This window comes from Roseobacter denitrificans OCh 114, from assembly GCF_000014045.1.
Taxonomy (GTDB): Bacteria; Pseudomonadota; Alphaproteobacteria; order Rhodobacterales; family Rhodobacteraceae; genus Roseobacter; species Roseobacter denitrificans.
On record NC_008209.1, the window covers coordinates 1,844,683 to 1,866,196 of the forward strand.

17 protein-coding genes and 1 riboswitch are annotated in these 21,514 nt (G+C 59.6%); of the genes, 13 read left to right on the top strand and 4 right to left on the bottom strand.

Annotated features, from left to right (window positions below):
* The first annotated feature begins 8 nt into the window (after positions 1 to 8).
* On the top strand, positions 9 to 623 hold the full coding sequence (locus RD1_RS08945; protein WP_011568160.1) for an inner membrane-spanning protein YciB: 615 nt from the start codon (positions 9 to 11) through the stop codon (positions 621 to 623).
* On the opposite strand, the gene RD1_RS08950 is transcribed toward RD1_RS08945, so the two are convergent.
* The 3 genes from RD1_RS08950 to RD1_RS08960 all read right to left on the bottom strand — a co-directional run bounded on the left by RD1_RS08950 (position 620) and on the right by RD1_RS08960 (position 3,135).
* Positions 620 to 1,345, bottom strand: coding sequence for a Crp/Fnr family transcriptional regulator (locus RD1_RS08950; protein ID WP_044033043.1), 726 nt, complete (start codon positions 1,343 to 1,345; stop codon positions 620 to 622). The two genes, RD1_RS08945 and RD1_RS08950, sit on opposite strands and share 4 nt — an antisense overlap.
* 109 nt (positions 1,346 to 1,454) lie before the next feature.
* Positions 1,455 to 2,159, bottom strand: a complete 705-nt coding sequence (locus tag RD1_RS08955) for a glutathione S-transferase N-terminal domain-containing protein (protein ID WP_011568162.1) — start codon at positions 2,157 to 2,159, stop codon at positions 1,455 to 1,457.
* Entirely contained in the window at positions 2,143 to 3,135 is a 993-nt protein-coding gene (locus tag RD1_RS08960; RefSeq protein ID WP_011568163.1) for an alpha/beta hydrolase, read from the bottom strand. The genes RD1_RS08955 and RD1_RS08960 overlap by 17 nt, the downstream gene beginning before the upstream one ends.
* Before the next feature lie 115 nt (positions 3,136 to 3,250).
* Positions 3,251 to 3,327: riboswitch (SAM riboswitch) on the top strand.
* Between the two features lie 61 nt (positions 3,328 to 3,388).
* Between RD1_RS08960 and metZ the strand changes: the two genes are divergently transcribed.
* The 4 genes from metZ to RD1_RS08980 all read left to right on the top strand — a co-directional run bounded on the left by metZ (position 3,389) and on the right by RD1_RS08980 (position 9,036).
* A complete protein-coding gene (gene metZ / locus RD1_RS08965; RefSeq protein ID WP_011568164.1) occupies positions 3,389 to 4,570 on the top strand; it encodes an O-succinylhomoserine sulfhydrylase in 1,182 nt (393 codons plus the stop codon).
* A gap of 162 nt (positions 4,571 to 4,732) precedes the next feature.
* Positions 4,733 to 5,836, top strand: a complete 1,104-nt coding sequence (gene folE2 / locus RD1_RS08970; RefSeq protein ID WP_044033044.1) for a GTP cyclohydrolase FolE2 — start codon at positions 4,733 to 4,735, stop codon at positions 5,834 to 5,836.
* Between the two features lie 115 nt (positions 5,837 to 5,951).
* A complete protein-coding gene (locus tag RD1_RS08975; RefSeq protein ID WP_011568167.1) occupies positions 5,952 to 7,442 on the top strand; it encodes a TrkH family potassium uptake protein in 1,491 nt (496 codons plus the stop codon).
* 1 nt (position 7,443) lies between these two features.
* Entirely contained in the window at positions 7,444 to 9,036 is a 1,593-nt protein-coding gene (locus RD1_RS08980; protein ID WP_011568168.1) for a thiamine pyrophosphate-binding protein, read from the top strand.
* Between the two features lie 10 nt (positions 9,037 to 9,046).
* Here the strand turns inward: RD1_RS08980 and RD1_RS08985 are convergent, their stop codons facing one another.
* Entirely contained in the window at positions 9,047 to 10,819 is a 1,773-nt protein-coding gene (locus RD1_RS08985; protein WP_011568169.1) for a serine protease, read from the bottom strand.
* A gap of 157 nt (positions 10,820 to 10,976) precedes the next feature.
* Here RD1_RS08985 and RD1_RS08990 point away from each other — a divergent pair, with 157 nt between their 5' ends.
* From RD1_RS08990 to glmM, 8 genes are all read left to right on the top strand, one after another.
* Positions 10,977 to 11,918 carry a glycine--tRNA ligase subunit alpha gene (locus RD1_RS08990; RefSeq protein WP_011568170.1) on the top strand — a complete coding sequence of 314 codons (942 nt, stop codon included), beginning with the start codon at positions 10,977 to 10,979 and terminating at the stop codon, positions 11,916 to 11,918.
* Positions 11,915 to 12,436, top strand: a complete 522-nt coding sequence (locus tag RD1_RS08995; protein WP_011568171.1) for a DUF6446 family protein — start codon at positions 11,915 to 11,917, stop codon at positions 12,434 to 12,436. The genes RD1_RS08990 and RD1_RS08995 overlap by 4 nt, the downstream gene beginning before the upstream one ends.
* The gene (glyS, locus tag RD1_RS09000) at positions 12,436 to 14,622 is read left to right on the top strand and encodes a glycine--tRNA ligase subunit beta (protein WP_011568172.1); all 2,187 of its coding nucleotides are present in this window, start codon (positions 12,436 to 12,438) and stop codon (positions 14,620 to 14,622) included. Before RD1_RS08995 ends, glyS begins: the two co-directional genes overlap by 1 nt.
* A 92-nt stretch (positions 14,623 to 14,714) precedes the next feature.
* Entirely contained in the window at positions 14,715 to 17,252 is a 2,538-nt protein-coding gene (locus tag RD1_RS09005; RefSeq protein WP_011568173.1) for a putative PEP-binding protein, read from the top strand.
* 153 nt (positions 17,253 to 17,405) lie between these two features.
* Entirely contained in the window at positions 17,406 to 18,029 is a 624-nt protein-coding gene (locus tag RD1_RS09010; RefSeq protein WP_011568174.1) for a cell wall hydrolase, read from the top strand.
* Positions 18,030 to 18,122: 93 nt separating this feature from the next.
* The gene (locus RD1_RS09015; protein WP_011568175.1) at positions 18,123 to 19,046 is read left to right on the top strand and encodes a dihydroneopterin aldolase; all 924 of its coding nucleotides are present in this window, start codon (positions 18,123 to 18,125) and stop codon (positions 19,044 to 19,046) included.
* Between the two features lie 2 nt (positions 19,047 to 19,048).
* Positions 19,049 to 20,062 carry a dihydropteroate synthase gene (gene folP, locus RD1_RS09020; protein ID WP_044033045.1) on the top strand — a complete coding sequence of 338 codons (1,014 nt, stop codon included), beginning with the start codon at positions 19,049 to 19,051 and terminating at the stop codon, positions 20,060 to 20,062.
* A complete protein-coding gene (gene glmM, locus RD1_RS09025; RefSeq protein ID WP_011568177.1) occupies positions 20,055 to 21,404 on the top strand; it encodes a phosphoglucosamine mutase in 1,350 nt (449 codons plus the stop codon). Before folP ends, glmM begins: the two co-directional genes overlap by 8 nt.
* Positions 21,405 to 21,514 lie beyond the last annotated feature (110 nt).

Below are 21,514 nucleotides of genomic sequence, written 5' to 3' on the forward strand. Positions count from 1 at the left end.
AGAGCAACGTGAGCGACGAAAAAACCATCAACCCCATCCTGAAACAGGTGCTGGAACTGGGGCCGACCATTTTATTCTTCCTGATTTACCTCAGGATCAAGGACGACGTCTTTGTGTTTGGCGGCACCGAGTATACCGGCTTTATCGTTGCGGCCTTGATCTTTGTGCCGATTTTGCTGGTTGCGATGGGCATACTCTGGGCGCTGACCGGCAAGCTGAGCCGGATGCAGGTGTTCACGGCCTTCATGGTGATCTTCTTTGGCGGGTTGACCGCATGGTTCAACGATGAACGGTTTTTCAAGATGAAGACGACCATCGTCTACGGCGTGTTTGCCGCTTTGCTCGGGATCGGTTTGATGCAGGGCCGCTCCTATCTGGCCTATGTGATGAGCGAGTTGATGCCAATGCGCGATGAGGGCTGGATGATCCTGACCCGTCGTCTGTGCGCGGCATTCCTTGCACTGGCGGTGGCGAATGAAATCGTCTGGCGCACCATGTCGACAGATGCATGGGTCAAGATCGAAACCTTTGGCTTTCCGATTGCGCTGATGGCCTTCCTGATGTGGCAGTTCACGTCCTTGCAAAGCTACATGATCGACGAGGACAGCACCGACGAGACCTAGTTGCGCCGGACATCTGACAAGGCATTCACCATCGGCGACGGAATATTGTCCACATGAACCGAAGATTCGCCCATGGAGCGTGCAACCTTCGCCGCCAGATCCAGTGAAATCGCGGCCTCCAGCGCGAGGTTGAAGCGCGGATTGCGCGCGCACTTGCGCCGCAGATCATCGAATTGCCACTCCAGCACCTCGGCGCCTTCTTCCAGCCACGCCGAGGCGGAACTGGGGACACCGGTCAGAAATGACACCTCACCCAGAAACAGCTTGGGAGGCAGGACAAAGGCCTGCTCGCCCTTGCGCACAAGCGTCGCGCCCTTGAGTACAAAGTACAGTTTTTCGCCCATTTCGCCTTCGAGGGTGACCTGCGTGTCCTGTTCGACCGTATAGCGTTTGGCGAGCTTCATCAGGGCGCGAAAATCCCCCGGTGGCAGACGCGGAAAGTCGTAGAAGATATCGGCGTGGGCGCGCGGGATCGCCAGACGCGACTGGCGCGCGATCAGGCTGCTCAACCCTCCGATGTTTGCGATGCCGATCAGCAGGCTCACATAGATCGCTTCCCACAAGGGGGTGTCGCCAATGATCGCATAATAGATCAGATAAACGCAGGTTCCCGCCAGAATGAGCAGCCGCAGGATGATCTGATTTGTGATCGCCATACCTGCGACATAAAAAGCACCGGCAAGGTAAACCATGTGCTCCGGCGTCAATACGCTACCGTACATATTCTGATACTCTGTACTTTGCTGTCATTGCGGGACTTTTGGAGAAAACGCCCGGCATTGCAAAGAAAATCGAGACGAAAAGTATTGTTTATCAGGAACTCTGCGGAAATCAGGGTTTTGAGAACAGTTGATCCTGCGCGGCCTTGTACTTGCGGAAATCCCCGCGTTTGTCCGCATGCAGCGCGCGGCCTGCGATGACACCGGGGCGCGCACTCACCGTCTCAAGCCAGCGTTCAAGATGTGGTTTATCGTCAAGGGATTGCTGCTGACCTTCCCAAAGAGATGCCCAACCCCAAATCGACATATCCGCAATCGAGTAGAAATCACCGGCGACATATTCATGGCGGGCCAGTTGACGATCCAGCACGCCGTATAGCCTTTCAACCTCGGTTCTGTACCTGTTTTTCGCATAGGGCAGATCATGGGGCGGGTCCATTGCCGGCGCATATTTCAAGAAATGATGCGCCTGACCGGCCATAGGGCCAAGGCCGCCCATCTGCCACATCAGCCACTCGGTCACAGCGATCCTGTCGCGGGCGGTCTGGCCACCGAAAAGGCCGGTTTTCCCGGCGAGGTATTGCAGGATGGCACCGGATTCGAAAACCGAAACCGGCGCACCATCTGGCCCCTCAGGGTCGATGATTGCGGGCATCCTGTTGTTTGGTGCAATTTTCAGGAAGTCGGAAGCGAATTGATCGCCAGCCCCGATATCAATGAGATGTGTCGCATAGGGCAGGCCCATTTCCTCAAGCGCTATCGAAATCTTCCAGCCGTTTGGCGTGGGCCAGAAAAACAGATCAATAGGCTGGCTCATTCTTGTCACTCCGCAGGCAGGTCGCATTGGGCAGGCGCACGCCGGAGCCTACCTGATGTGTGCGATGCGACAAGTCAAAATCCTGAGGGATGCGAATTTGCCCGGGCATTTGCAGAAGCCGCGACCATCTGGGCGCGGGTGTTTCAGGCAATATGGCCTTGAGTTGCGCAAGCCGAAGAATTTCCGGGTCGCGCAGGAAACGCGCGTAAAGTTGCATGACCCCGGGGCGCTTGTAGGCAGACCAGTGGCATATGCGCTTGCTGCGGGGTGAAATGGGCAGGCCGATCTGGTGCAAACCTGTAATCGTTTGCTGGCAGTCAAGTTGCAGCGTGACGGCATTTTGCGCTCGTATGCCCCGGCCGATGGCATGATCTCCGGGATGTTCGGGTTTGACCAGGCGTTCGAATGCCGCATCAAAAAGATCGTTTTCGCGGCTGGTCACATTCAAGACCCGCGCGCTGCGCCCCGCTGGCGTTTCCAACAGTTTGCTTGCGCGGTTCGCATAGCTTGCACCGGTCAGCAAAACCATGCGGTCCACCGCACCTGTCGGCAAATGCGCCAAAGCGCTGAGTGCGGCTTCGGACCCCATGGAATGCGCAATGATATGGACCGGGCGCTGCGGTGCGTGGGTCTTAAGCCGTGCGATAACATGCGCAAGTTGTGTGCCAAGCTGCGCGGCTCTTTGGTGCACGGATCTAAGCGAGCCGCGGGCATACCAGCCAAAGGCGATCGCGAGCCCTTCGGCGGGATGCACCCCCTTGAACCCGAGTGCGGCGGGCCAACTGTGTTCAGCTTCTCCAAAGAGCTTGCGGTGTGGACAGTGATCAGGGGAGGCGGGGGCGTATTTGTATCCATGCACCATGATGACGACGGGTCCGGGTGCGGCGGCCAGCGCGCGCAGCCTGCGACGCAGCCCGGTCGAGGTGTCATGCAGGGCAAGATCCGACGGCGTGGCATTGATCCTGAGTAAAGGCATCGCGCTTTTCCTACACCGTATCTTGTGGTTGCTATTCCAACCATGCATATGCAGGAAAAGTGAAAACCGTATTACACCACCGTGACGGTGTTGACGCGCAACACCCTTTCGCCTAGGAGGAGAGCGTGGCGATTTGATACCGGATTGCGGGCCACATTAAACACTCCGCTAAAAGGTCACTCGATGAGGAAACCCCGTCGCATTGACCGCGTATGGGGTTTTTTTGTGCCCAATTGGGCTGGAGAAGGCGAGAATGAAAAAAGACCTCAAACCGCGGACGCGCGCCGTGCATGCAGGCACAAGACGTAGCCAGTACGGCGAAGTGTCCGAAGCGATTTTCCTGACGCAGGGCTTTGTCTATGAGACGGCAGAACAGGCCGAAGCGCGCTTTATCGAAGCGGGCCCGGATGAGTTCATCTACGCGCGCTACGGAAACCCGACAGTTGCGATGTTCGAAGAGCGCATCGCCGCTCTGGAAGGGGCCGAAGACGCCTTTGCCACTGCCTCGGGGATGGCCGCTGTATCAGGCGCGCTGACCTCCATGCTCAAGGCCGGCGATCATGTGGTATCGGCGCGCGCCCTGTTCGGGTCTTGCCTCTATGTGCTCGAAGAAATCCTGACCCGCTATGGGGTTGAGGTGACTTTTGTGGACGGCACCGACCTTGCGCAATGGGAAAGTGCCATCCGGGATGACACGCGCGCGGTTTTCTTCGAGTCCATCTCAAACCCCACTCTGCAGGTCGTTGATATTGAGGCCGTAGCCAGCCTCGCGCATGCCAAAGGGGCGATGGTGTTGGTGGACAATGTATTTGCCACCCCGGTCTGGTCCCGCGCTTTTGAACAAGGTGCAGACGTGGTGATCTATTCAACCACCAAACACATCGACGGACAGGGGCGGACCCTTGGCGGCGTCATCCTTGGCACCACGGATTTCATCCGCAAGACCGTTGAACCCTACATGAAACACACCGGCGGTTCTATGAGCCCGTTCACGGCCTGGGTCATGCTGAAGGGTCTTGAAACGCTGGATCTGCGGGTGCGCGCGCAGACTGAGAATGCGATGGCCTTGGCCACGGCGCTGGAGGGGCATGAAAAGCTCAACCGCGTGATCTATCCCGGTCTTGCCAGTCACGGCCAGCATGATCTGGTCCAGCGGCAGATGGGAAAAGGCGGCACGGTACTGGCCATTGATCTGGCCGGGGGCAAGGACGCGGCCTTCCGGTTTTTGAATGCCATCGAGGTCGGGGTGATCTCCAACAACCTCGGTGACGCCAAAACCATTCTGACCCATCCGGCAACCACGACGCACCAGCGTTTGCCGCAGGATCAGAAAGATGCACTGGGGATTTCGGCTGGCCTAATTCGGATCAGCGTAGGGATTGAAGATCAGGAAGACCTGCGAAAGGACCTTTTTCAGGCTTTGCGTCATGTTTAGCGCGGCGTTGATAAACATATATAAAACAATGTTTTAGGTTGATTTTCCGGCGGTGCTGGCGCCTGGAGTGGGCAAATATGCACCATGTATTTCCCTCTATGATTGGCAGACAGTTAATGCTGCCCTATGTTGCTACTTCGAAGACGCACAGGGATCATCGCGATGAACATTCACACACCCGGATTAGAGCTCACACCAGACAGAGATGAGGCGCAGGCAGCGCTTGATGTGTTGCGCCAGTGGGCCAAACAGGCGACCCCGGCCGAGATCAGCGAGCTTGACCCATCCGTCGCCCGCCTTGTCCCGGGCATGGACGGTGTGGAGTATCCGGCGCTGTCGCGTGAGTATCCAAGCGACTTTTCCTTGGACGATGGCTATAAGGAAACGCTGCCTGATTTGCAGAATGGTCCGTCGAGCCTGATCCGTGGGACGAAACAGCAAATCCAGCATGTAGGGATCTCCAACTTCCGCCTGCCGATCCGATTCCACACGCGCAGCGGTGGGGATATCACGCTGGAAACATCCGTGACCGGCTCGGTCAGCCTTGAGGCGGACAAGAAGGGCATCAACATGTCCCGGATCATGCGCAGTTTTTACAAACATGCAGAAGAAACCTTCAGTTTTGAGGTAATCGAAGCCGCGCTTGATGCCTATATCAATGATCTGGAAAGCTTTGACGCCCGCATTCAGATGCGGTTCAGCTTCCCGATGAAAGTGGATAGCCTGCGGTCTGGTTTGTCCGGGTACCAGTACTATGACATCGCGCTGGAACTGGTGGATCAGGGCGGCGTGCGCAAGAAAATCATGCATCTTGATTACGTGTATTCATCGACCTGCCCGTGCTCGCTTGAGCTTTCCGAGCATGCGCGCGCAACCCGCGGGCAGTTGGCGACGCCGCATTCGCAACGCTCTGTTGCGCGGATCTCGGTTGAGGTTGAAAACGACGGCCAATGTCTGTGGTTCGAAGATCTGATCGAAGCCTGCCGACGCGCTGTGCCGACCGAAACACAAGTTATGGTCAAACGCGAGGACGAACAGGCGTTCGCAGAACTCAACGCCGCCAACCCGATCTTCGTCGAAGATGCTGCGCGGCTGTTTTGTGAGCAATTGCATAGCGATACGCGAATTGGTGATTTCCGCGTGATCGCAAGCCATCAGGAAAGCCTGCACAGCCATGATGCGGTCAGCGTCCTGATGGAGGGGGAGACCTTCAAGTCAGAAAGCCTTGACCCCAAACTGTTCAATACGCTGTTCCACGTCGGTTAGTTTGACCACCATGGATGTGATTTGCCTTTTTGGGGCAAACTCGGCGCGAGTGTATCTCAACCGGCCGTAACGCGCGGCGGCCTCGCGGGCAGGCGGTATTTGCAGAGCAGACCGGATGCGCTTGACACCAGCGGAGCGCCGCGCCAACCCTGCGCATATGTTGGACTTGCGCCCCGTCGGATATGTGATCGGTTTGCTGGTGGCCGTATTGGGTGCGGCCATGGTGCTGCCGATGATGATCGACATTGCCGAAGGGCGCGCGCATTGGCCGGTTTTTCTGCAATCCGCGCTCTTTACGGTCCTTGCGGGGGGGCTGATTGCCGTTGCCTGCTCGAACGGCGTCAAGGAAGGGCTGACGATCCAGCAAACGTTCATCCTGACCACCGGGGTCTGGGTCGCTCTGCCGCTTTTCGGGGCCATCCCTTTCGTGCTTGGCGCGACCGAGGCGCGTTTTGTCGATGCGTTTTTTGAAGCGATGTCTGGCCTGACCACCACAGGCTCCACCGTGTTCACCGGACTTGAAACGCTGCCCAAGGGGTTGCTCTTGTGGCGCGGTATTCTGCAATGGCTGGGGGGCATCGGTATCATCGTTGTCGCCATGGTGTTCCTGCCAGAGCTGCGGGTCGGCGGTATGCAGATCTTTAAATCTGAAGCCTTTGATACCATGGGTAAAATCCTGCCCCGTGCGACGCAGATCGCCAGCCAGATCTCCAGTATCTACCTTGGCCTGACCATGGCCTGTGCGCTGTGCTATCTTGCGCTCGGGCTGGATGCCTTTGATGCGACAGTCCACGCGCTGACGACGGTTTCAACCGGCGGTTTTGCCAATTACGATGCGTCCTTCGGCACCTTTTCCGGCCCGCCGGAATATGTGGCGAGCCTGTTCATGATCCTCGCAGCCCTGCCTTTCGTGCGCTATGTGCAGATGATCAATGGCCACACGGAACCGCTGTGGCGCGACAGTCAGGTGCGTGTGTTCCTGATAACGCTGATGATCATCGTGCTCGCCATCGCCATCGCATTGACGCAGATTTTTCCCAAGGACGCCGAAACCGCATTTCGCGAAGCGCTTTTCAATGTGACCTCGATCATGACGGGCACGGGGTATTCATCGGCGGATTACATGCAATGGGGGCCTTTGCTGATCTCGCTTTTCTTCTTTATTGGCCTGATTGGCGGCTGTGCGGGTTCAACCACCTGTTCGATCAAGATTTTCCGCTATCAGTTGCTGTTTGCCTCGATCCGCTTGCAACTGCGCAAAATCCGCTCGCCCAATGGTGTGTTTATCGTGCGCTATGAAAAGCGGGCCGTCGATGAGGAAGTCCTCAGTTCGGTGATGTCCTTTTTCATGTTCTTCGTGTTGACGCTGGGGTTGCTGGCGGTTGCGCTCAGCCTCACGGGTCTTGATTTCATCACCTCGCTTTCGGGCGCGGCCACGGCCTTGTCCAATGTCGGGCCGGGGCTGGGCGATGAAATTGGCCCCGCTGGCAATTTTGCGGGTCTGAATGACACCGCCAAGTGGCTTTTGTCACTTGGCATGTTATTGGGTCGGCTCGAACTTCTGGCCGTCTATGCCATGCTCACCCTTTCATTCTGGAGAGATTGATATGCAACGTCCCCTGGGAGCGCAGATTTCACATATGCTCAAGGATCGCGGTGTCGATGTCATCTTTGGCATTCCCGGCGTCCACAATCAGGAAATGTATCGTGGCATCGAAGAGGCGGGCATCACTCACGTCCTGGCGCGTCACGAGCAGGGGGCGGGGTTCATGGCCGATGGCTATGCGCGCGCGACGGGCAAACCGGGGGTGGCCTATGTGATCACCGGACCGGGCCTGTGCAATGCGATGACGCCCATGGGGCAGGCCTATTCGGATTCGGTTTCGATGCTGGTTTTGTCCTCCTGTCTGGATGAGGTGGCGGCACGAAAAGGCCAGTTGCACCAGATGAAGGATCAGCGCGCCGCTGCGGAAACCGTCTGCGACTGGTCGGTGCAGGCGCAAACGGCACAGGCCGCCTATCACCTGATTGACCGCGCCTTCACCGAGTTTCAGACCCGGCGCGCACGCCCCAAGCACATTCAGGTGCCGATTGCCGCGCTTCAGGCGCCGGCACCGGATGCGCCAGCGCGCGTCGATCCGGCAACGATCTGCGCAGATGGGTTTCCCCCCGCCGATGCCGGTCAGGTCGTTGCAGCGCTCAAATCCGCCAAACGCCCGATGATGATATTTGGCGGTGGCGCCGTGTCTGCCGCCAGCGATTGTTACAAACTGGCCAGCCGTGCCGGGGCGGCGGCGTTTTGCACATATGCCGGGCGTGGTATCGTCCCGTCGGATTATGCGCTTTACTTTGGTTCGACACTGGCGCGCCCGGATTCTGCGCGGGTTCTGGCGCAAGCTGATCTGCTTTTGGTGATCGGGTCGGAGCTTGCAGAGGTTGATATCTGGCGCGACGGGCTCGGGCACACATGCCCCATGATCCGCGTGGACATCGACCCCTCCCATATGACCGGCGCGCGGCGCGACGGCGATGCGCAGATCCTGTGCCGGGCATCCACCTTTGCACAGACGCTCTGTGAGGCCCTCGAAGGGCATATTCCGCAAACCGAATGGCGCGCGCAGGACATCGCGGCAACACGCGCACAGTGGCGCGCGGAAATAGCCGCGGAACGTCCGGGCATTGTGCCGGTCTGTGACGCGCTGCAAGCGGTCCTGCCGGACGGTACGATGATCTATTCCGACATGACGCAGTTTGCCTATGCGGCCAAGGAAGTCTGGGACATGGACCGCGCGGGCCACTGGCATCACCCGTTCGGCTTTGGCACCCTCGGCTATGCGACCCCCGCTGCGATCGGCGGGGCCATCGGGCGGGCGGGCAAGCCAACCCTCGCCATCATTGGCGACTACGGGTTTCACTACACGATGCAGGAATTGGGCGTGGCGGTTGAACTTGGGCTGAGCCTGCCGATCCTGCTGTGGGACAATGGCAAGCTGAAAGAGATCGAGGACAGCATGGTGCGCGCTCAGATCGCGCCCAAGGCGGTCATCGCCCGCAACCCGGATTTTTGCAAACTCGCCGAAGCCTTCGGTGCGCGTTCAGCGGCGCCGCAAACACTGGAGGCTTTGCAGCACGCGGTGCGGGCGGCCTTTGAAGCAGATGGACCGACGCTGATCTATGTCACGCCGGACGTCGGAAAATAGCGTAAGGGGTTCATTCCCAACAGCTGACAAGCACGGTCATGCCAACCCCCAGGTCGGTAATGTCTTCGGGGTCAAGGCTGGCGGTCTGATCACCCTTGCGCGGGCGCAGCCCGGCCTGCGCCATCACTGGTTCAATTGCCTGACCGATGAGTGCAAAGCGCACATCCTCAGGCAGTTGGCGCGCGCTGTCGATCCGGGGCAGCAACATGCCCAGAACACGGCCGCTGTTGTCCAGTACTGGCCCGCCCGCATCACCCGGCAATGCCTGCACGGACAATCGGCCAAGGTCGCGTTCGCCCCTCAGACCCTTGAGGTCGGCCAGTGTTCCGAATGTGAGTGAAGGCGCGCCGAGTTGCCCCTCAAAGGAATAGCCGGCAACCGCGATGTCGGACTGAAGCCGGGGCGGCTGCGCGCTGAATTGGGCAAATGCGGGCGGCACGAGGGATTGATTTGGTGTCAAAAGGGCAATGCCGCGCTCCCGGTCGACGCCCGCAAGTGTCGCCTCGAACTGATCATCCAGCGTGATGCGGGCGCAGCTTTCCACCACCGCCGCCGTGGTGACGACCGACCCTGCCGCATCCACGTAAAACCCGGAGCGCGAGAGTGTCGGCTTGCGCACATCCAGCCCGGCAAACAGGTCGATCTGCTGTGCGGCGGGAATACCCGCGCCCGGGTCCAATACGCCCGGGATGCTTTCGAAACTCGCGCGCATTTCCTTCAGCACCCGGTCGCGGCGGGCATCATCGCCCAACGGCCAGATCAGCATGAACCCCTTGATTTCGTCCCCGTTCAAACGCACGTCGGTTTCGCTGACGAAATCCGGCCCACGCCCCACGATCTTAAAGCTGTTGCGCGACAGGCTGCGTGGCCCCTCCAGCGGAACAATCGTCAGGGTCTGCAGGATATCATAGAGCCCGGCAAGGCCATCCCGGTCTCCGCTCTGGCTGATCAGCAGGACGCGGGCACCAAAATCACCGACGCTGTCATATTGTGCAAAGGGGGCTTCATAGCCTTGAAAACGCACCACGGCTGTCGGCAGTTTGACGGCAAGGCCTGCCTCTGTATCGCGCACCATGCGCATATCCAGCCCGTCGAGAATGGCCGTATAGGCCGCAAGCAGTCTTGCGCGCTGCTGCGTTGTGAGAACGCCCGTGGCCTCAAACCCGTTATCGCGCTGCCACGCGGCCATCGCGTTGCGGGTTCCGCGACCAAAGGCGCCATCAATCGCAGCGGTATAGACGCCGGCCCATTGCAGCGCGGTTTGTAATTCGCGCTTCTGCGCTGCGGTGAGCTGGCTTTCGCTGCGACGCGCCTGTGCGGGGGTTTCCGTGTCCTGTGCGGTGATGACATCCTGCAACTGCGCGCTCTGCTCGCCTGCCCGAACCGGGGGCACGATCTCTGGTTCCGCCTGCGCGGAAAGCGCGCCGATTGCGCCCAGCCCCAGCACATCAACGCCCATTGGCCAGTATTGTTGTGCATAACTGCTGCCAAGCGCGATGTAGCTGTCATTCGGTATCAGGCCCTGCTGGCGATAGGTGGTCAGAACCTGTTCGGCATCCTCCGGCGTATAGGGGCCAAGCGCCACCGCATACCACCCGCCGGCCACGGAAAATCCGGCCACATCGGGCAGGCTGGCCGCATAGCTTTGAACCCGCGCAAGCGCTGCGTCATAGGTCGGGCGGGCCTCTATCTGCACCCATACCAGATCGCTTTCGGATTGCGCACGCGCGGCGCCTGAAAGGCCGCTCAGCCAGACACATAACACCAAAACAAGTCTCGTCATTCCCGTCCCATTCCTCACGGCCACCGTTCAGGGAACCAATAAGCAGGAAATCAGCGGTTTGACCATAAGTCGGCCGGTAATTTATCGTCTGAGATACAATTGACCCTTGTTCCCAGCCCACGTAGGAAGAGCGCGAGTTCAGCTTGAGGTTCGCGCCATGTCAGACAGCGTCACGTCGCCAAAATCCTTTCAGGAAATCATCCTGCGGCTACAGGACTACTGGGCCGGGAAAGGCTGCGCGATCCTACAACCCTACGACATGGAAGTGGGGGCAGGTACCTTTCACCCGGCCACCACCCTGCGCAGTCTGGGCAACAGGCCGTGGGCCGCAGCCTACGTGCAACCCTCACGCCGTCCGACCGATGGACGCTATGGCGACAGCCCCAACCGTTGGCAGCATTACTACCAGTTTCAGGTGATCATCAAACCCAGCCCGCCGGATTTGCAGGACCTCTATCTGGGGTCCTTGCGCGCCATCGGCATCGACATGGACCTGCACGACATCCGCTTTGTAGAGGACGACTGGGAAAGCCCCACGCTCGGGGCCTGGGGTCTCGGGTGGGAAGTCTGGTGCGACGGGATGGAGGTCAGCCAGTTCACCTATTTCCAGCAGGTGGGCGGTCATGACTGCCACCCCGTGTCGGGCGAATTGACCTATGGGCTGGAGCGGTTGGCGATGTACATTCTGGGAGCCGATGATGGCAACAAGATGCCATTCAATGACCCTGATTGTCCGATCCCGCTGACCTACGGCGATGTCTTTCAGGAGGCCGAGGCGCAATACGCCCGCTGGAACTTCGACGTGGCCGATACCGATGTACTGCTGCAGCACTTCATTGATGCCGAAGCCGAATGCGCGCGCATCCTTGCGCAAGCGCCGGATGATCCCAAAACCGGGCGGCGCATCGTCATGGCCCAGCCCGCCTATGATCAATGCATCAAGGCCAGCCACATCTTTAACCTGCTGGATGCGCGCGGCGTGATCTCGGTGACCGAACGGCAGGCCTATATCGGGCGTGTGCGTGACCTTGCCAAGCAATGCGCCGATGCCTTCGTGCAGACACAGGCGGGCGGCTGGACAGCGGAGAGCGCCGCATGAGCGGTAAAATCGTCGGTATCGTCATCCTGATCTCGGCTCTGATTGCCGGGGGTGCGCTCTATTATCTGCAGGTCTACGGGTTCTACGAAGAGGCAAGTGCGGACCTTCAGCAGGTGCGACTGATGCGGCTGGGGGCCGAGACACCTGTGCCCATTCTGGCCGAAAACATAGAGGCGATTGATGCGGACAGCTCGCCCATTCGCTTTCGCGCCTGTTTCACCACCCCGTCAAGCCTTGCGATGCTGACCGAGATCTACGTGGGCGTTGAGCGGGCCGTGCCGCGCAATGCGCCGGCGTGGTTCGCCTGTTTTGATGCCGCCGCCATCGCCGAGGAGTTAAAGGCTGGCACCGCGCTCGCATTTTTGAGCGAAAAGAACGTGGACTTCGGCGTCGACCGGATTGTGGCGATCACGCAGGACGGGCGCGGCTACATCTGGCACGAGCTGAATGACTGCGGCGAAAAGGCTTATGACGGCACCATCATTGGTGAAGAATGCCCCAGACGGGAAAATAACTGATGCCTGATCTACTGATTGAACTCTTCTGTGAAGAAATCCCCGCCCGCATGCAACGCCGCGCGGCGCAGGATTTGCAAAAACTGGTGACTGATGGGCTGGTTGAGGCCGGGTTGACTTATGCCTCTGCGGCGGCGTTCTCGACACCGCGCCGTCTGACCCTCACGCTTGAGGGAGTGCTTGCGGCAAGCCCCACCACCGTCGAGGAACGCAAAGGCCCCAAGGCCGATGCACCCGACAAGGCCATCGAGGGTTTCCTGCGCGGTGCAGGTGTCGCGCGCGAGGCACTCGAGACGCGCGATACGCCCAAAGGGCCGGTGCTCTTTGCCAAAATCACCAAGGAGGGACGGCCCGCCGCGCAGATCGTGGCGGAAGTTCTGGAAAAGACGATCCGTAACTTTCCTTGGCCCAAATCCATGCGCTGGGGTGCGGGCACCCTGCGCTGGGTGCGCCCGTTACACTCGATCCTGTGCATTCTGTCCGATGAGGCAGGTACGCAGGTCGTACCGCTGAGCGTCGATCACATCACGGCGGGGGACCACACACAGGGGCATCGTTTCATGGCGCCGGACCGCTTTACGGTCACCGGCTTTGATGACTATGCGGCCAAGCTGAAACGCGCCTTTGTCGTGCTCGACCCGGCAGAGCGGGCAGATATGATCTGGCACGATGCCACCAATCAGGCCTTTGCCAATGGGCTTGAGGTGGTTGAGGATGCGGCCCTGCTGGCCGAAGTTGCGGGGCTTGTGGAATGGCCCGTGGTGCTGATGGGGCGGATTGGTGATGATTTCCTCGATCTGCCGCCCGAGGTGCTGCAAACATCGATGAAAGAGCATCAGAAATTCTTCTCCGTGCGCAATCCCAAGACGGGCCGGATCGAGCGGTTCGTCACCGTGGCCAACCGCGATACGGCGGATAACGGCGCGACCATTCTGGCGGGGAATGAAAAGGTGCTGTCGGCGCGTTTGGCGGATGCGAAATTCTTTTGGGACAATGATTTGCGCGTGGCCAAGGCGGGCATGGGCGACTGGCTGAAAGCCTTGGAAAATGTGACCTTCCACAACAAGTTGGGCACGCAGGCGGAGCGGATCGCCCGCGTCGCGGCCCTTGCCCGGGAGCTGGCCCCGATGGTGGGTGCGGACTCGGACGAGGCCGAGGAGGCCGCGCGGTTCGCCAAGGCGGACCTGTCGTCTGAAATGGTCTATGAATTCCCTGAATTGCAAGGCTTGATGGGGCGCTACTACCTGAAAGCTGCCGGGAAGTCTGACGCCATCGCGGCGGCGGCTGAGGAACACTACGCGCCCTTAGGGCCATCCGACGCCGTACCCACCGCCTCAGTCAGCGTCGCTGTGGCGCTGGCCGACAAACTTGACCAATTTACTGGAATGTGGGCTGCGAATGAGCTGCCAACTGGTTCAAAAGATCCTTATGCGCTGCGACGCGCGGCTCTCAGCACCATTCGGCTAATTCTCGAAAATAGGCTCAAATTACCGCTCAAAAATCTGTTGGAAATATCATTTTCCGACCGATACGAAATTGCCAAACTCGAAGTGAAGCGTAGTGTTGAAAGGGTTGCTCATAGGTATCCAACAGAAAAGGCAGAGCTAAAAAAGATACTGGAGGAGGAGTTGTTGAAGATTTCCTCTACGGTAGACACTCGCAAAAATGGCTTATCCGAATTCTTCCACGACCGCCTCAAAGTCTATCTCCGCGATCAAGGCATCCGCCACGACGTGATCGACGCGTGCATCGCCATGCCGGGCAATGATGACCTGACATTGCTGGTCAAACGGGCCAAGGCGCTGTCCGATGTGGTCGGGACCGAGGATGGAGAAAACCTGATCCAGGGCTTCAAGCGGGCCAACAACATCCTGACGCAGGCGCAGGAGGCGGATGGGGTCGAATACTCCTACGGCGCGGACGCCAAATTCGCCGAAACCGACGAAGAACGCGCGCTGTTCAAAGCGCTGGACACCGCTGAGGCGATCATCACCCCGGCGATGAAATCCGAAGACTTTGCCACCGCCATGTCCGCCATGGCCACACTGCGCGCGCCGATTGATGCGTTTTTTGAGGCGGTGCAGGTCAATTCTGACAACCCTACAGTCCGGCGCAACAGGCTCAACCTGCTCAATCGGATCACGCAGATCTGCCTGTCAGTTGCGGATCTGACCCGGATCGAGGGCTGAACCGACCTGCGGCAAAATGGGAGCGCTTGCACTAGTGCTTGTCAGGCTAGGTTTACATTCTATGCTGCAGGCAAGTTCAAAAAGGTGCCGCAGTGCAGAATAATCCGAATACGACCCTCGTAACGCCCACAGCGCCCATCGCAAACAATACCCATGGCGGGCGCGCAAAGTGTCTCCAGCGGCTTGTGCGCCTCGATCTGCCGGTGCCGCGCACCGTCGCGCTGTCCTTTGAAGCGGTGCAGAATATCGCCCGGGGCCAGTTGCCGGATATCGCGGCCATCGTGTCCCAGTTTCCGGAGGATGCGTTGCTCTGCGTGCGTCCGTCTTCGGAGGATCCTGACTGGGGCGGGCCGGGCGCGGTTCTCAACATCGGGATGAATGACACGCGTTTTCAGGCGCTGGTGGACGAACTCGGCGCTGAGGCGGCAAGTTCGGTCTATACCCGTTTCGTGCAGTCCTTTGCGGTCGATGTGGCCCGGCTTGATCCGGATATGTTCGATGATGTGGCGCAAAGCGGCCCACAGGCGTTGCAGGATTCCCTGCGGGCCTATGAAATCGAAATGGAAGAACCCTTTCCCACAGACCCCGGCGAGCAGCTTGCCGCTGTGCTGAAATCCATGGCGCGGGCGTGGGATGGCACGTCGGCGCGGCTGTTGCGGCAGGCCAAGGGCGCGCCTGCGGATGCGGGCTTGGGCCTTGTGGTGCAGCAGATGGCGCTCGGTGTCGGTCTGGGTGAATGCGGGTCCGGCGTCTTGCAGCTTGTCGACAGTGACACGGGGCTGCCGCAGATCACCGGGCGATACTTGAGCCAAAGCCAGGGACGCGACGCGGTCGAGGGGGATTCCTCGGCGCTTTATCTTGGGCGCGATCCGCGTGGGCCGTCGCTGGAAGACCTCGTGCCGGAAGCCTTCGCGGAGCTTCAGGAGCATGCCGCGCTGATGCGGGTCAAACTGCGGGCCGAAATGCAACTGGAATTCGCGGTGGACAATGGCAAAGTCCATATCCTTGACGGGGTGCGGGTGCCGCGCTCCAGCCGTGCCGCTGTGCGCATCGCGGTGCGGCTTGCGCAAGACAAGGTGATCTCCAAAGCGGAAGCCTTGATGCGTGTCGAGCCGCGCACCTTGAGCGAGTTGTTGCACCGGCAGGTGCGCACCAATGCGGTGCGCGATGTGATCGGCAGCGGCATCGCAGCCAGTCCGGGTGCGGCGACCGGGGCGATCGTTTTTACCGCAACCGAAGCGCAGGCCAGTGCGGCGCGGGGTGAACCCTGTATCCTCGTGCGGCGCGAAACAGCACCGGAAGACATTCGCGGGATGCATGCCGCACAGGGCGTGCTGACCGAACGCGGGGGAATCACCAGCCATGCCGCCGTCATCGGCCGTGGGATCGGTCTTCCTTGTGTGGTTGGGGCGTCCGACATGCGGTTCCATCGCAGGCGCAAGGAACTGGTGGCCAGCGATGGTCGGGTGTTTTCAGCGGGGGACATCATCACCGTTGACGGCACTAACGGTCAGGTCCTCGCGGGTGCGCCGGAAATGCGCGAGGCGGCGCTGGATGAGAGCTTTCAGACGCTGATGGAATGGGCGGATGAGTTGCGCGACATTGAGATCCGCGCCAATGCCGACACGCCCGCCGATGCGCAGACCGCGCGGAATTTTCAGGCCGAAGGCATCGGGCTGTGCCGTACGGAACACATGTTCTTTGAACCGGGGCGCTTGACCGTCATGCGCGAGATGATTTTCGCCGCAAGCTCGCAGGACAGGCGCGCAGTGCTGGAACGCCTGTTGCCGATGCAGAGGGCGGACTTCACGCAGTTGTTCCGTATCATGGAAGGCAAACCGGTCTGTATCCGTCTGTTTGATCCGCCCCTGCATGAATTTCTGCCGACGGATCGGGCGGGGCAGCGCGAACTTGCGGATGCTTTGGATCTGCCGCTGTCTGACGTCACGCGCCGGATTGATGCGATGATGGAATACAACCCGATGCTGGGCCTGCGCGGTGTGCGCCTTGGCATCACCGTGCCCGAAATCTACGAGATGCAGGCGCGCGCGATTTTCGAGGCAACGCTGGATGCCAGCGCGGATGGTGATCCGGTCGTGCCAGAGATCATGATCCCGCTGGTGTCCGCAAAGCGCGAGGTTGAACTGGTCAAGGCGTCCATCGACACGGTTGCCTCGTCGGTCAGGCTGGAAAAGGGGCAGGATTTCAACTACCGGCTCGGGGTGATGGTTGAAACGCCACGCGCGGCCATTCGAGCCGCCGACATCGCACCACATTGCGCCTTTCTGAGCTTTGGCACCAACGACCTGACGCAGATGACCTATGGCTTGTCGCGCGATGATGCGGGCCGTTTCATGTCCGATTATGTGCGGCAGGGTGTCTTTCCCGAAGACCCTTTTCATTCGCTTGATACCGACGGTGTGGGGGAACTTTTGCAGATTGGGGCACAAAGAGGGCGGGAGGCGCGGCCTGACATCACGTTGTCCATTTGTGGCGAGCACGGGGGGAACCCCGAATCGATAGCCTTCTGCCGCGCCGCCGGATTCAACTATGTGTCGTGTTCGCCGTTTCGGGTCCCCGTGGCGCGACTAGCTGCCGCACAGCTTGCGATCGGACACAGCATTTCGTAGTTTTGAGCGATTTCAGTACCATATCGGCTATTATGTGTTGCCGTAAAGCGTCAGATTGCCTGACCAATTAACCATGTTAACGGCGGTAAACTTTACGTAAACTTTTAATCCCGCTAGAGAGCCCTCACTGCAACTTTGGTGGGGGACGCAGGCATGCGAGTATTACGTGCACATACGTTTTTGTTGACCATTGGACTGACATTGGGCCTTTTTGCGGCAGCGCCTGTGGCTGCAAACAACGACGCGCTATCTGATGAAAAGCATGCGCTTCAGTCGGTTACGCTCGGACTTACACCCAAGGGCGGAGCGACCAGCCACGGCGTGGAGTTTACACGCGACTGGATTGACGGGCTGCCCGAGGCAACGGGTGGCGAGGAGTGGAGCTGTCTTACCGAAGCGCTTTATTTCGAGGCGCGCGGTGAAACCGTGAAGGGCCAGTTTGCCGTGGCGGAAGTTATCCTGAACAGGGTCGAATCGGAGCGTTTTCCTTCCTCTGCCTGCGGTGTCATCAATCAGGGCACCGGCAAGAAGTATCAATGCCAATTCACCTATACCTGTGATGGCCACAAAGAGGTGATCAAGGAGCCCCGTGCGTTCGAGCGTGTTTCGAAAGTTGCCCGCGTGGCGCTTGATGGCAAAGCGCCGGAATTGACCGAGGGCGCCACCCATTACCACACCACGGCCGTAAAGCCGCGGTGGAGCAAGACATACACGAAAACCACGGCCATCGGGACGCATATCTTTTACCGACACACGTGGCGTACGGCCAGCAACTGACGTATTCCAGACCCAGAGTGGCGGTCTGCGCTTTGCGCCCCGGCGCGCTTTCGTTAAGATGCGCGTAATGTTCAGGGAAAAGAGGCGCTTTGAATGAGTTCCGAAATACGGCTTGCCTTTGCGCATCCTTCCGAAAGGTCCGAGGCGACGGCTGACACGACACCATTGGATCGCATCTCCTTGCGCGATCATATCGTCGAGGTTGAGATCGGCGCGTTTCAGGCCGAGCGTGGGGTCACCCAGCGGATTTGCTTCAACGTCGTGGTCGAGGTGCAGCCGCTGACGGGGCCGATTGACGACGATGTCGACCGCATTCTGAGCTATGACCGCGTCACCGAAGCCATCGCCGGCGCGCTTGCCGATGAACGCCTCAACCTGCTTGAGACACTGGCGGAGCGCGTTGCGGAACGCATTTTGCTGGAACCGCAGGCCACACGGGCATTTGTTCGCATCGAAAAGCTGGACCGGGGTCCGGGCGCGCTGGGTGTGGAGATTGTGCGCTCTGCCAAGATGCTGACCGCCGCGCCGGAAGAGGAAATTACAACCGTCCGACCCGAATTGCTCTATCTCAGCAACGAGGCCATCGCTTCACCACATCTGAAAAAATGGATTGATCAGCTTGAAAAATCCGGCCGCCCGCTGGTGTTTTGTGTCGGCGCATCCGACACGCGCGCCCCGCAGATCAATCACCGCATGACGCAGCGCCGGATCGACCTGTTGGCCATCGAACAAAACGCTTGGGTGCTGGCTTCAAAGGACGACCGCTGCGTGGTGGTTTCCACGCGCACGGAACTTGATTGGGCCATGAAAAACGGCCAATCCTCGGTATGGGCACCCTCAAAGATCGTCCTTGACGCTGTGGATGGCCCATCCGCGCAACCGCGCGATGCCGTGGCCTTGGCTGCTTGGTTTGCGGCCACCCTCGGGGCACGGGAAATGGTCGTGATCGGGGCGGAATTGCCCAGTGAGGCTTCTGTGCCTTTGCGCCATGTCTCCGCCGACGCTGAAGTCTGGTAAACATGCAGCCCTATTTTCGACCGCTCTTGCAATCGGGGCCTGTGCGTCCGCGCAGTGCCGTCACGCTGGCCGGGGGCTGGACGTGGTTTACAGATATCGAGGTATTGGAGCGGGGGCGTCCATCGCAGGTCATTCCTGTCAGTGAGTTGCCAGCAGACGTCCTGACTTGCCTGACGCGGGAAAGACCGGCGGTGGCCGGGCTCGACTTCAGCCAGCCACGCGTCATGGGGATATTAAATGTCACGCCGGACAGTTTTTCGGACGGGGGCATGCATAATTCGATTGCCGCCGCCCTGGCGGGTGCGGCGCAAATGACGGGTGTGGACATTCTCGACGTGGGGGGCGAATCTACGCGACCCGGTGCGCAGGTGGTGCCGCAAACAGAGGAAGTCCAACGGACCGCCCCGGTCATTCGTGCCCTGCGCGCGGCGGGACACGCGATGACGATTTCGATCGACACCCGCAAGACATCTGTCGCCGAGGCTGCGCTGGATGCGGGGGCCACATTGGTGAATGATGTTTCCGGCTTTACCTTTGATGTTGATCTGGCACCGCTTTGTGCTGCGCGGCAGGTTCCGGTTTGCGTGATGCATGCGCAGGGTGATCCGGCAACCATGCAGGAACGGCCTGTTTATGATGACGTGTTGCTGGATGTATACGATTTTCTGGCGTTGCAAATTGACCGGCTGGTGCAAACCGGTGTGCCGCGCGACCGGATCATTGCCGACCCCGGAATTGGCTTTGGCAAGACGCTGGATCACAATCTGAGGCTGCTGTCGCATCTGTCCCTGTTTCATGCGTTGGGCGTGCCGATCCTGTTGGGGGCATCGCGCAAAAAGTTCATCGGAACGCTCGGCGGGGCCGAAGAGGCGCGCGACCGGATGCCGGGGTCACTGGCGGTGGCGCTCGCGGCTTTGAAACATGGGACACAAATTGTGCGCGTCCATGACGTGCCACAGACCCTGCAGGCCATTGCGCTTTGGCGCGCGGTCGTGGCAGGACAGGGGCATGGATAAGCTTTTTGGAACGGATGGGGTGCGCGGCAAGGCCAATGAGCACCCGATGACAGCCGAGATGGCACTGCGTATCGGTGCTGCGGTAGGTAAATACTTCAGGCGCGATGGATCGGCAGCGCATCGCGTTGTGATCGGCAAGGATACGCGATTATCAGGCTATATGTTCGAAAACGCGCTGACGGCAGGGCTGACCTCAACGGGCATGAATGTGCTGTTGCTGGGTCCGGTGCCGACGCCTGCGGTCGGTCTGCTGACACGGTCGATGCGCGCGGACCTTGGGGTGATGATCTCGGCCAGCCATAACCCGGCCTGTGACAATGGCATCAAGTTCTTTGGCCCTGACGGATTCAAACTGTCGGATCAGGCCGAAGAGGAGATCGAAGCGCTGATCGCGTCCGGCGTCGATGCCGTGGAAGCGAATGACATCGGGCGGGCCAAACGCATTGATGATGGGCGTTTTCGCTACATCGAACGGCTCAAGACCTCCTTTCCTCGCCAGCGGCGGCTTGACGGGCTGAAAGTTGTGATTGATTGCGCAAATGGCGCGGCACACCGCGTCGCACCAGAGGCGCTATGGGAACTGGGTGCGACGGTCATTCCTGTTGGCGTGTCTCCGAACGGCAAGAACATCAACGAGGGCTGCGGGTCAACGCATCCGCAATTCGCGGCAGATACGGTCGTCGCCCATGGTGCTGACGTGGGCATCTGCCTTGACGGCGATGCGGACCGCGTGATCCTGATTGATGAGACCGGCAAGGTTGGCGATGGTGACCAGTTCATGGCACTGATGGCGCAACGCTGGGCGGAACGCGGCAAACTGGCGAATAATGCGCTGGTCGCGACGGTAATGTCCAACCTTGGTTTGGAGCATTTTCTGAGCGATCTGGGTCTGAAACTGGAGCGCACGGCGGTTGGCGACCGATACGTGGTCGAACGGATGCGTGCCGGTGGCTTCAACCTCGGGGGGGAGCAATCAGGTCACATTGTGATGACCGATTATGCAACCACGGGGGATGGCCTCATGGCGGGGTTGCAGTTTCTCGCGGCGATGACGCAGTCCGAACAGCCTGCGAGTGTCTTGCTCAACCGGTTTGAACCGGTGCCGCAACTGCTCAGGAACGTGCGATTTGCAGCAGGTCAAACCCCGCTTGAGGACGCCCGCGTGAAAGCCGCGATTGCGGCGGCGGAGGCTGACCTGTCCGGCAAGGGGCGTTTGCTGATCCGTAAATCTGGCACCGAACCACTGGTGCGCGTGATGGCAGAACATGAGGATCAAACGGTGATGGAGCAGGCGGTCGACAGTGTTGTCGAAGCGGTCGCGGATGCTGTCGGCGGAACGTAAAGCGTCGGGCGACTTGCCAGACCATCTCATATCATCCAAGGGCCGAAGTCTCTGATTTCAGCCAGCCGGGGGGTGATTCAGGCTTTGCGCATGGCACTTTAAAGCGTCAT

Bases quoted from the DNA above. Each gene is read 5' to 3' on its own strand.
- RD1_RS08950 (WP_044033043.1), bottom strand. From the start codon at position 1,345: ATGTACGGTAGCGTATTGACGCCGGAGCACATGGTTTACCTTGCCGGT.
- RD1_RS08955 (WP_011568162.1), bottom strand. From the start codon at position 2,159: ATGAGCCAGCCTATTGATCTGTTTTTCTGGCCCACGCCAAACGGCTGG.
- RD1_RS08960 (WP_011568163.1), bottom strand. From the start codon at position 3,135: ATGCCTTTACTCAGGATCAATGCCACGCCGTCGGATCTTGCCCTGCAT.
- metZ (WP_011568164.1), top strand. From the start codon at position 3,389: ATGAAAAAAGACCTCAAACCGCGGACGCGCGCCGTGCATGCAGGCACA.
- folE2 (WP_044033044.1), top strand. From the start codon at position 4,733: ATGAACATTCACACACCCGGATTAGAGCTCACACCAGACAGAGATGAG.
- RD1_RS08975 (WP_011568167.1), top strand. From the start codon at position 5,952: ATGCGCTTGACACCAGCGGAGCGCCGCGCCAACCCTGCGCATATGTTG.
- RD1_RS08980 (WP_011568168.1), top strand. From the start codon at position 7,444: ATGCAACGTCCCCTGGGAGCGCAGATTTCACATATGCTCAAGGATCGC.
- RD1_RS08985 (WP_011568169.1), bottom strand. From the start codon at position 10,819: ATGACGAGACTTGTTTTGGTGTTATGTGTCTGGCTGAGCGGCCTTTCA.
- RD1_RS08990 (WP_011568170.1), top strand. From the start codon at position 10,977: ATGTCAGACAGCGTCACGTCGCCAAAATCCTTTCAGGAAATCATCCTG.
- RD1_RS08995 (WP_011568171.1), top strand. From the start codon at position 11,915: ATGAGCGGTAAAATCGTCGGTATCGTCATCCTGATCTCGGCTCTGATT.
- glyS (WP_011568172.1), top strand. From the start codon at position 12,436: ATGCCTGATCTACTGATTGAACTCTTCTGTGAAGAAATCCCCGCCCGC.
- RD1_RS09010 (WP_011568174.1), top strand. From the start codon at position 17,406: ATGCGAGTATTACGTGCACATACGTTTTTGTTGACCATTGGACTGACA.
- RD1_RS09015 (WP_011568175.1), top strand. From the start codon at position 18,123: ATGAGTTCCGAAATACGGCTTGCCTTTGCGCATCCTTCCGAAAGGTCC.
- folP (WP_044033045.1), top strand. From the start codon at position 19,049: ATGCAGCCCTATTTTCGACCGCTCTTGCAATCGGGGCCTGTGCGTCCG.
- glmM (WP_011568177.1), top strand. From the start codon at position 20,055: ATGGATAAGCTTTTTGGAACGGATGGGGTGCGCGGCAAGGCCAATGAG.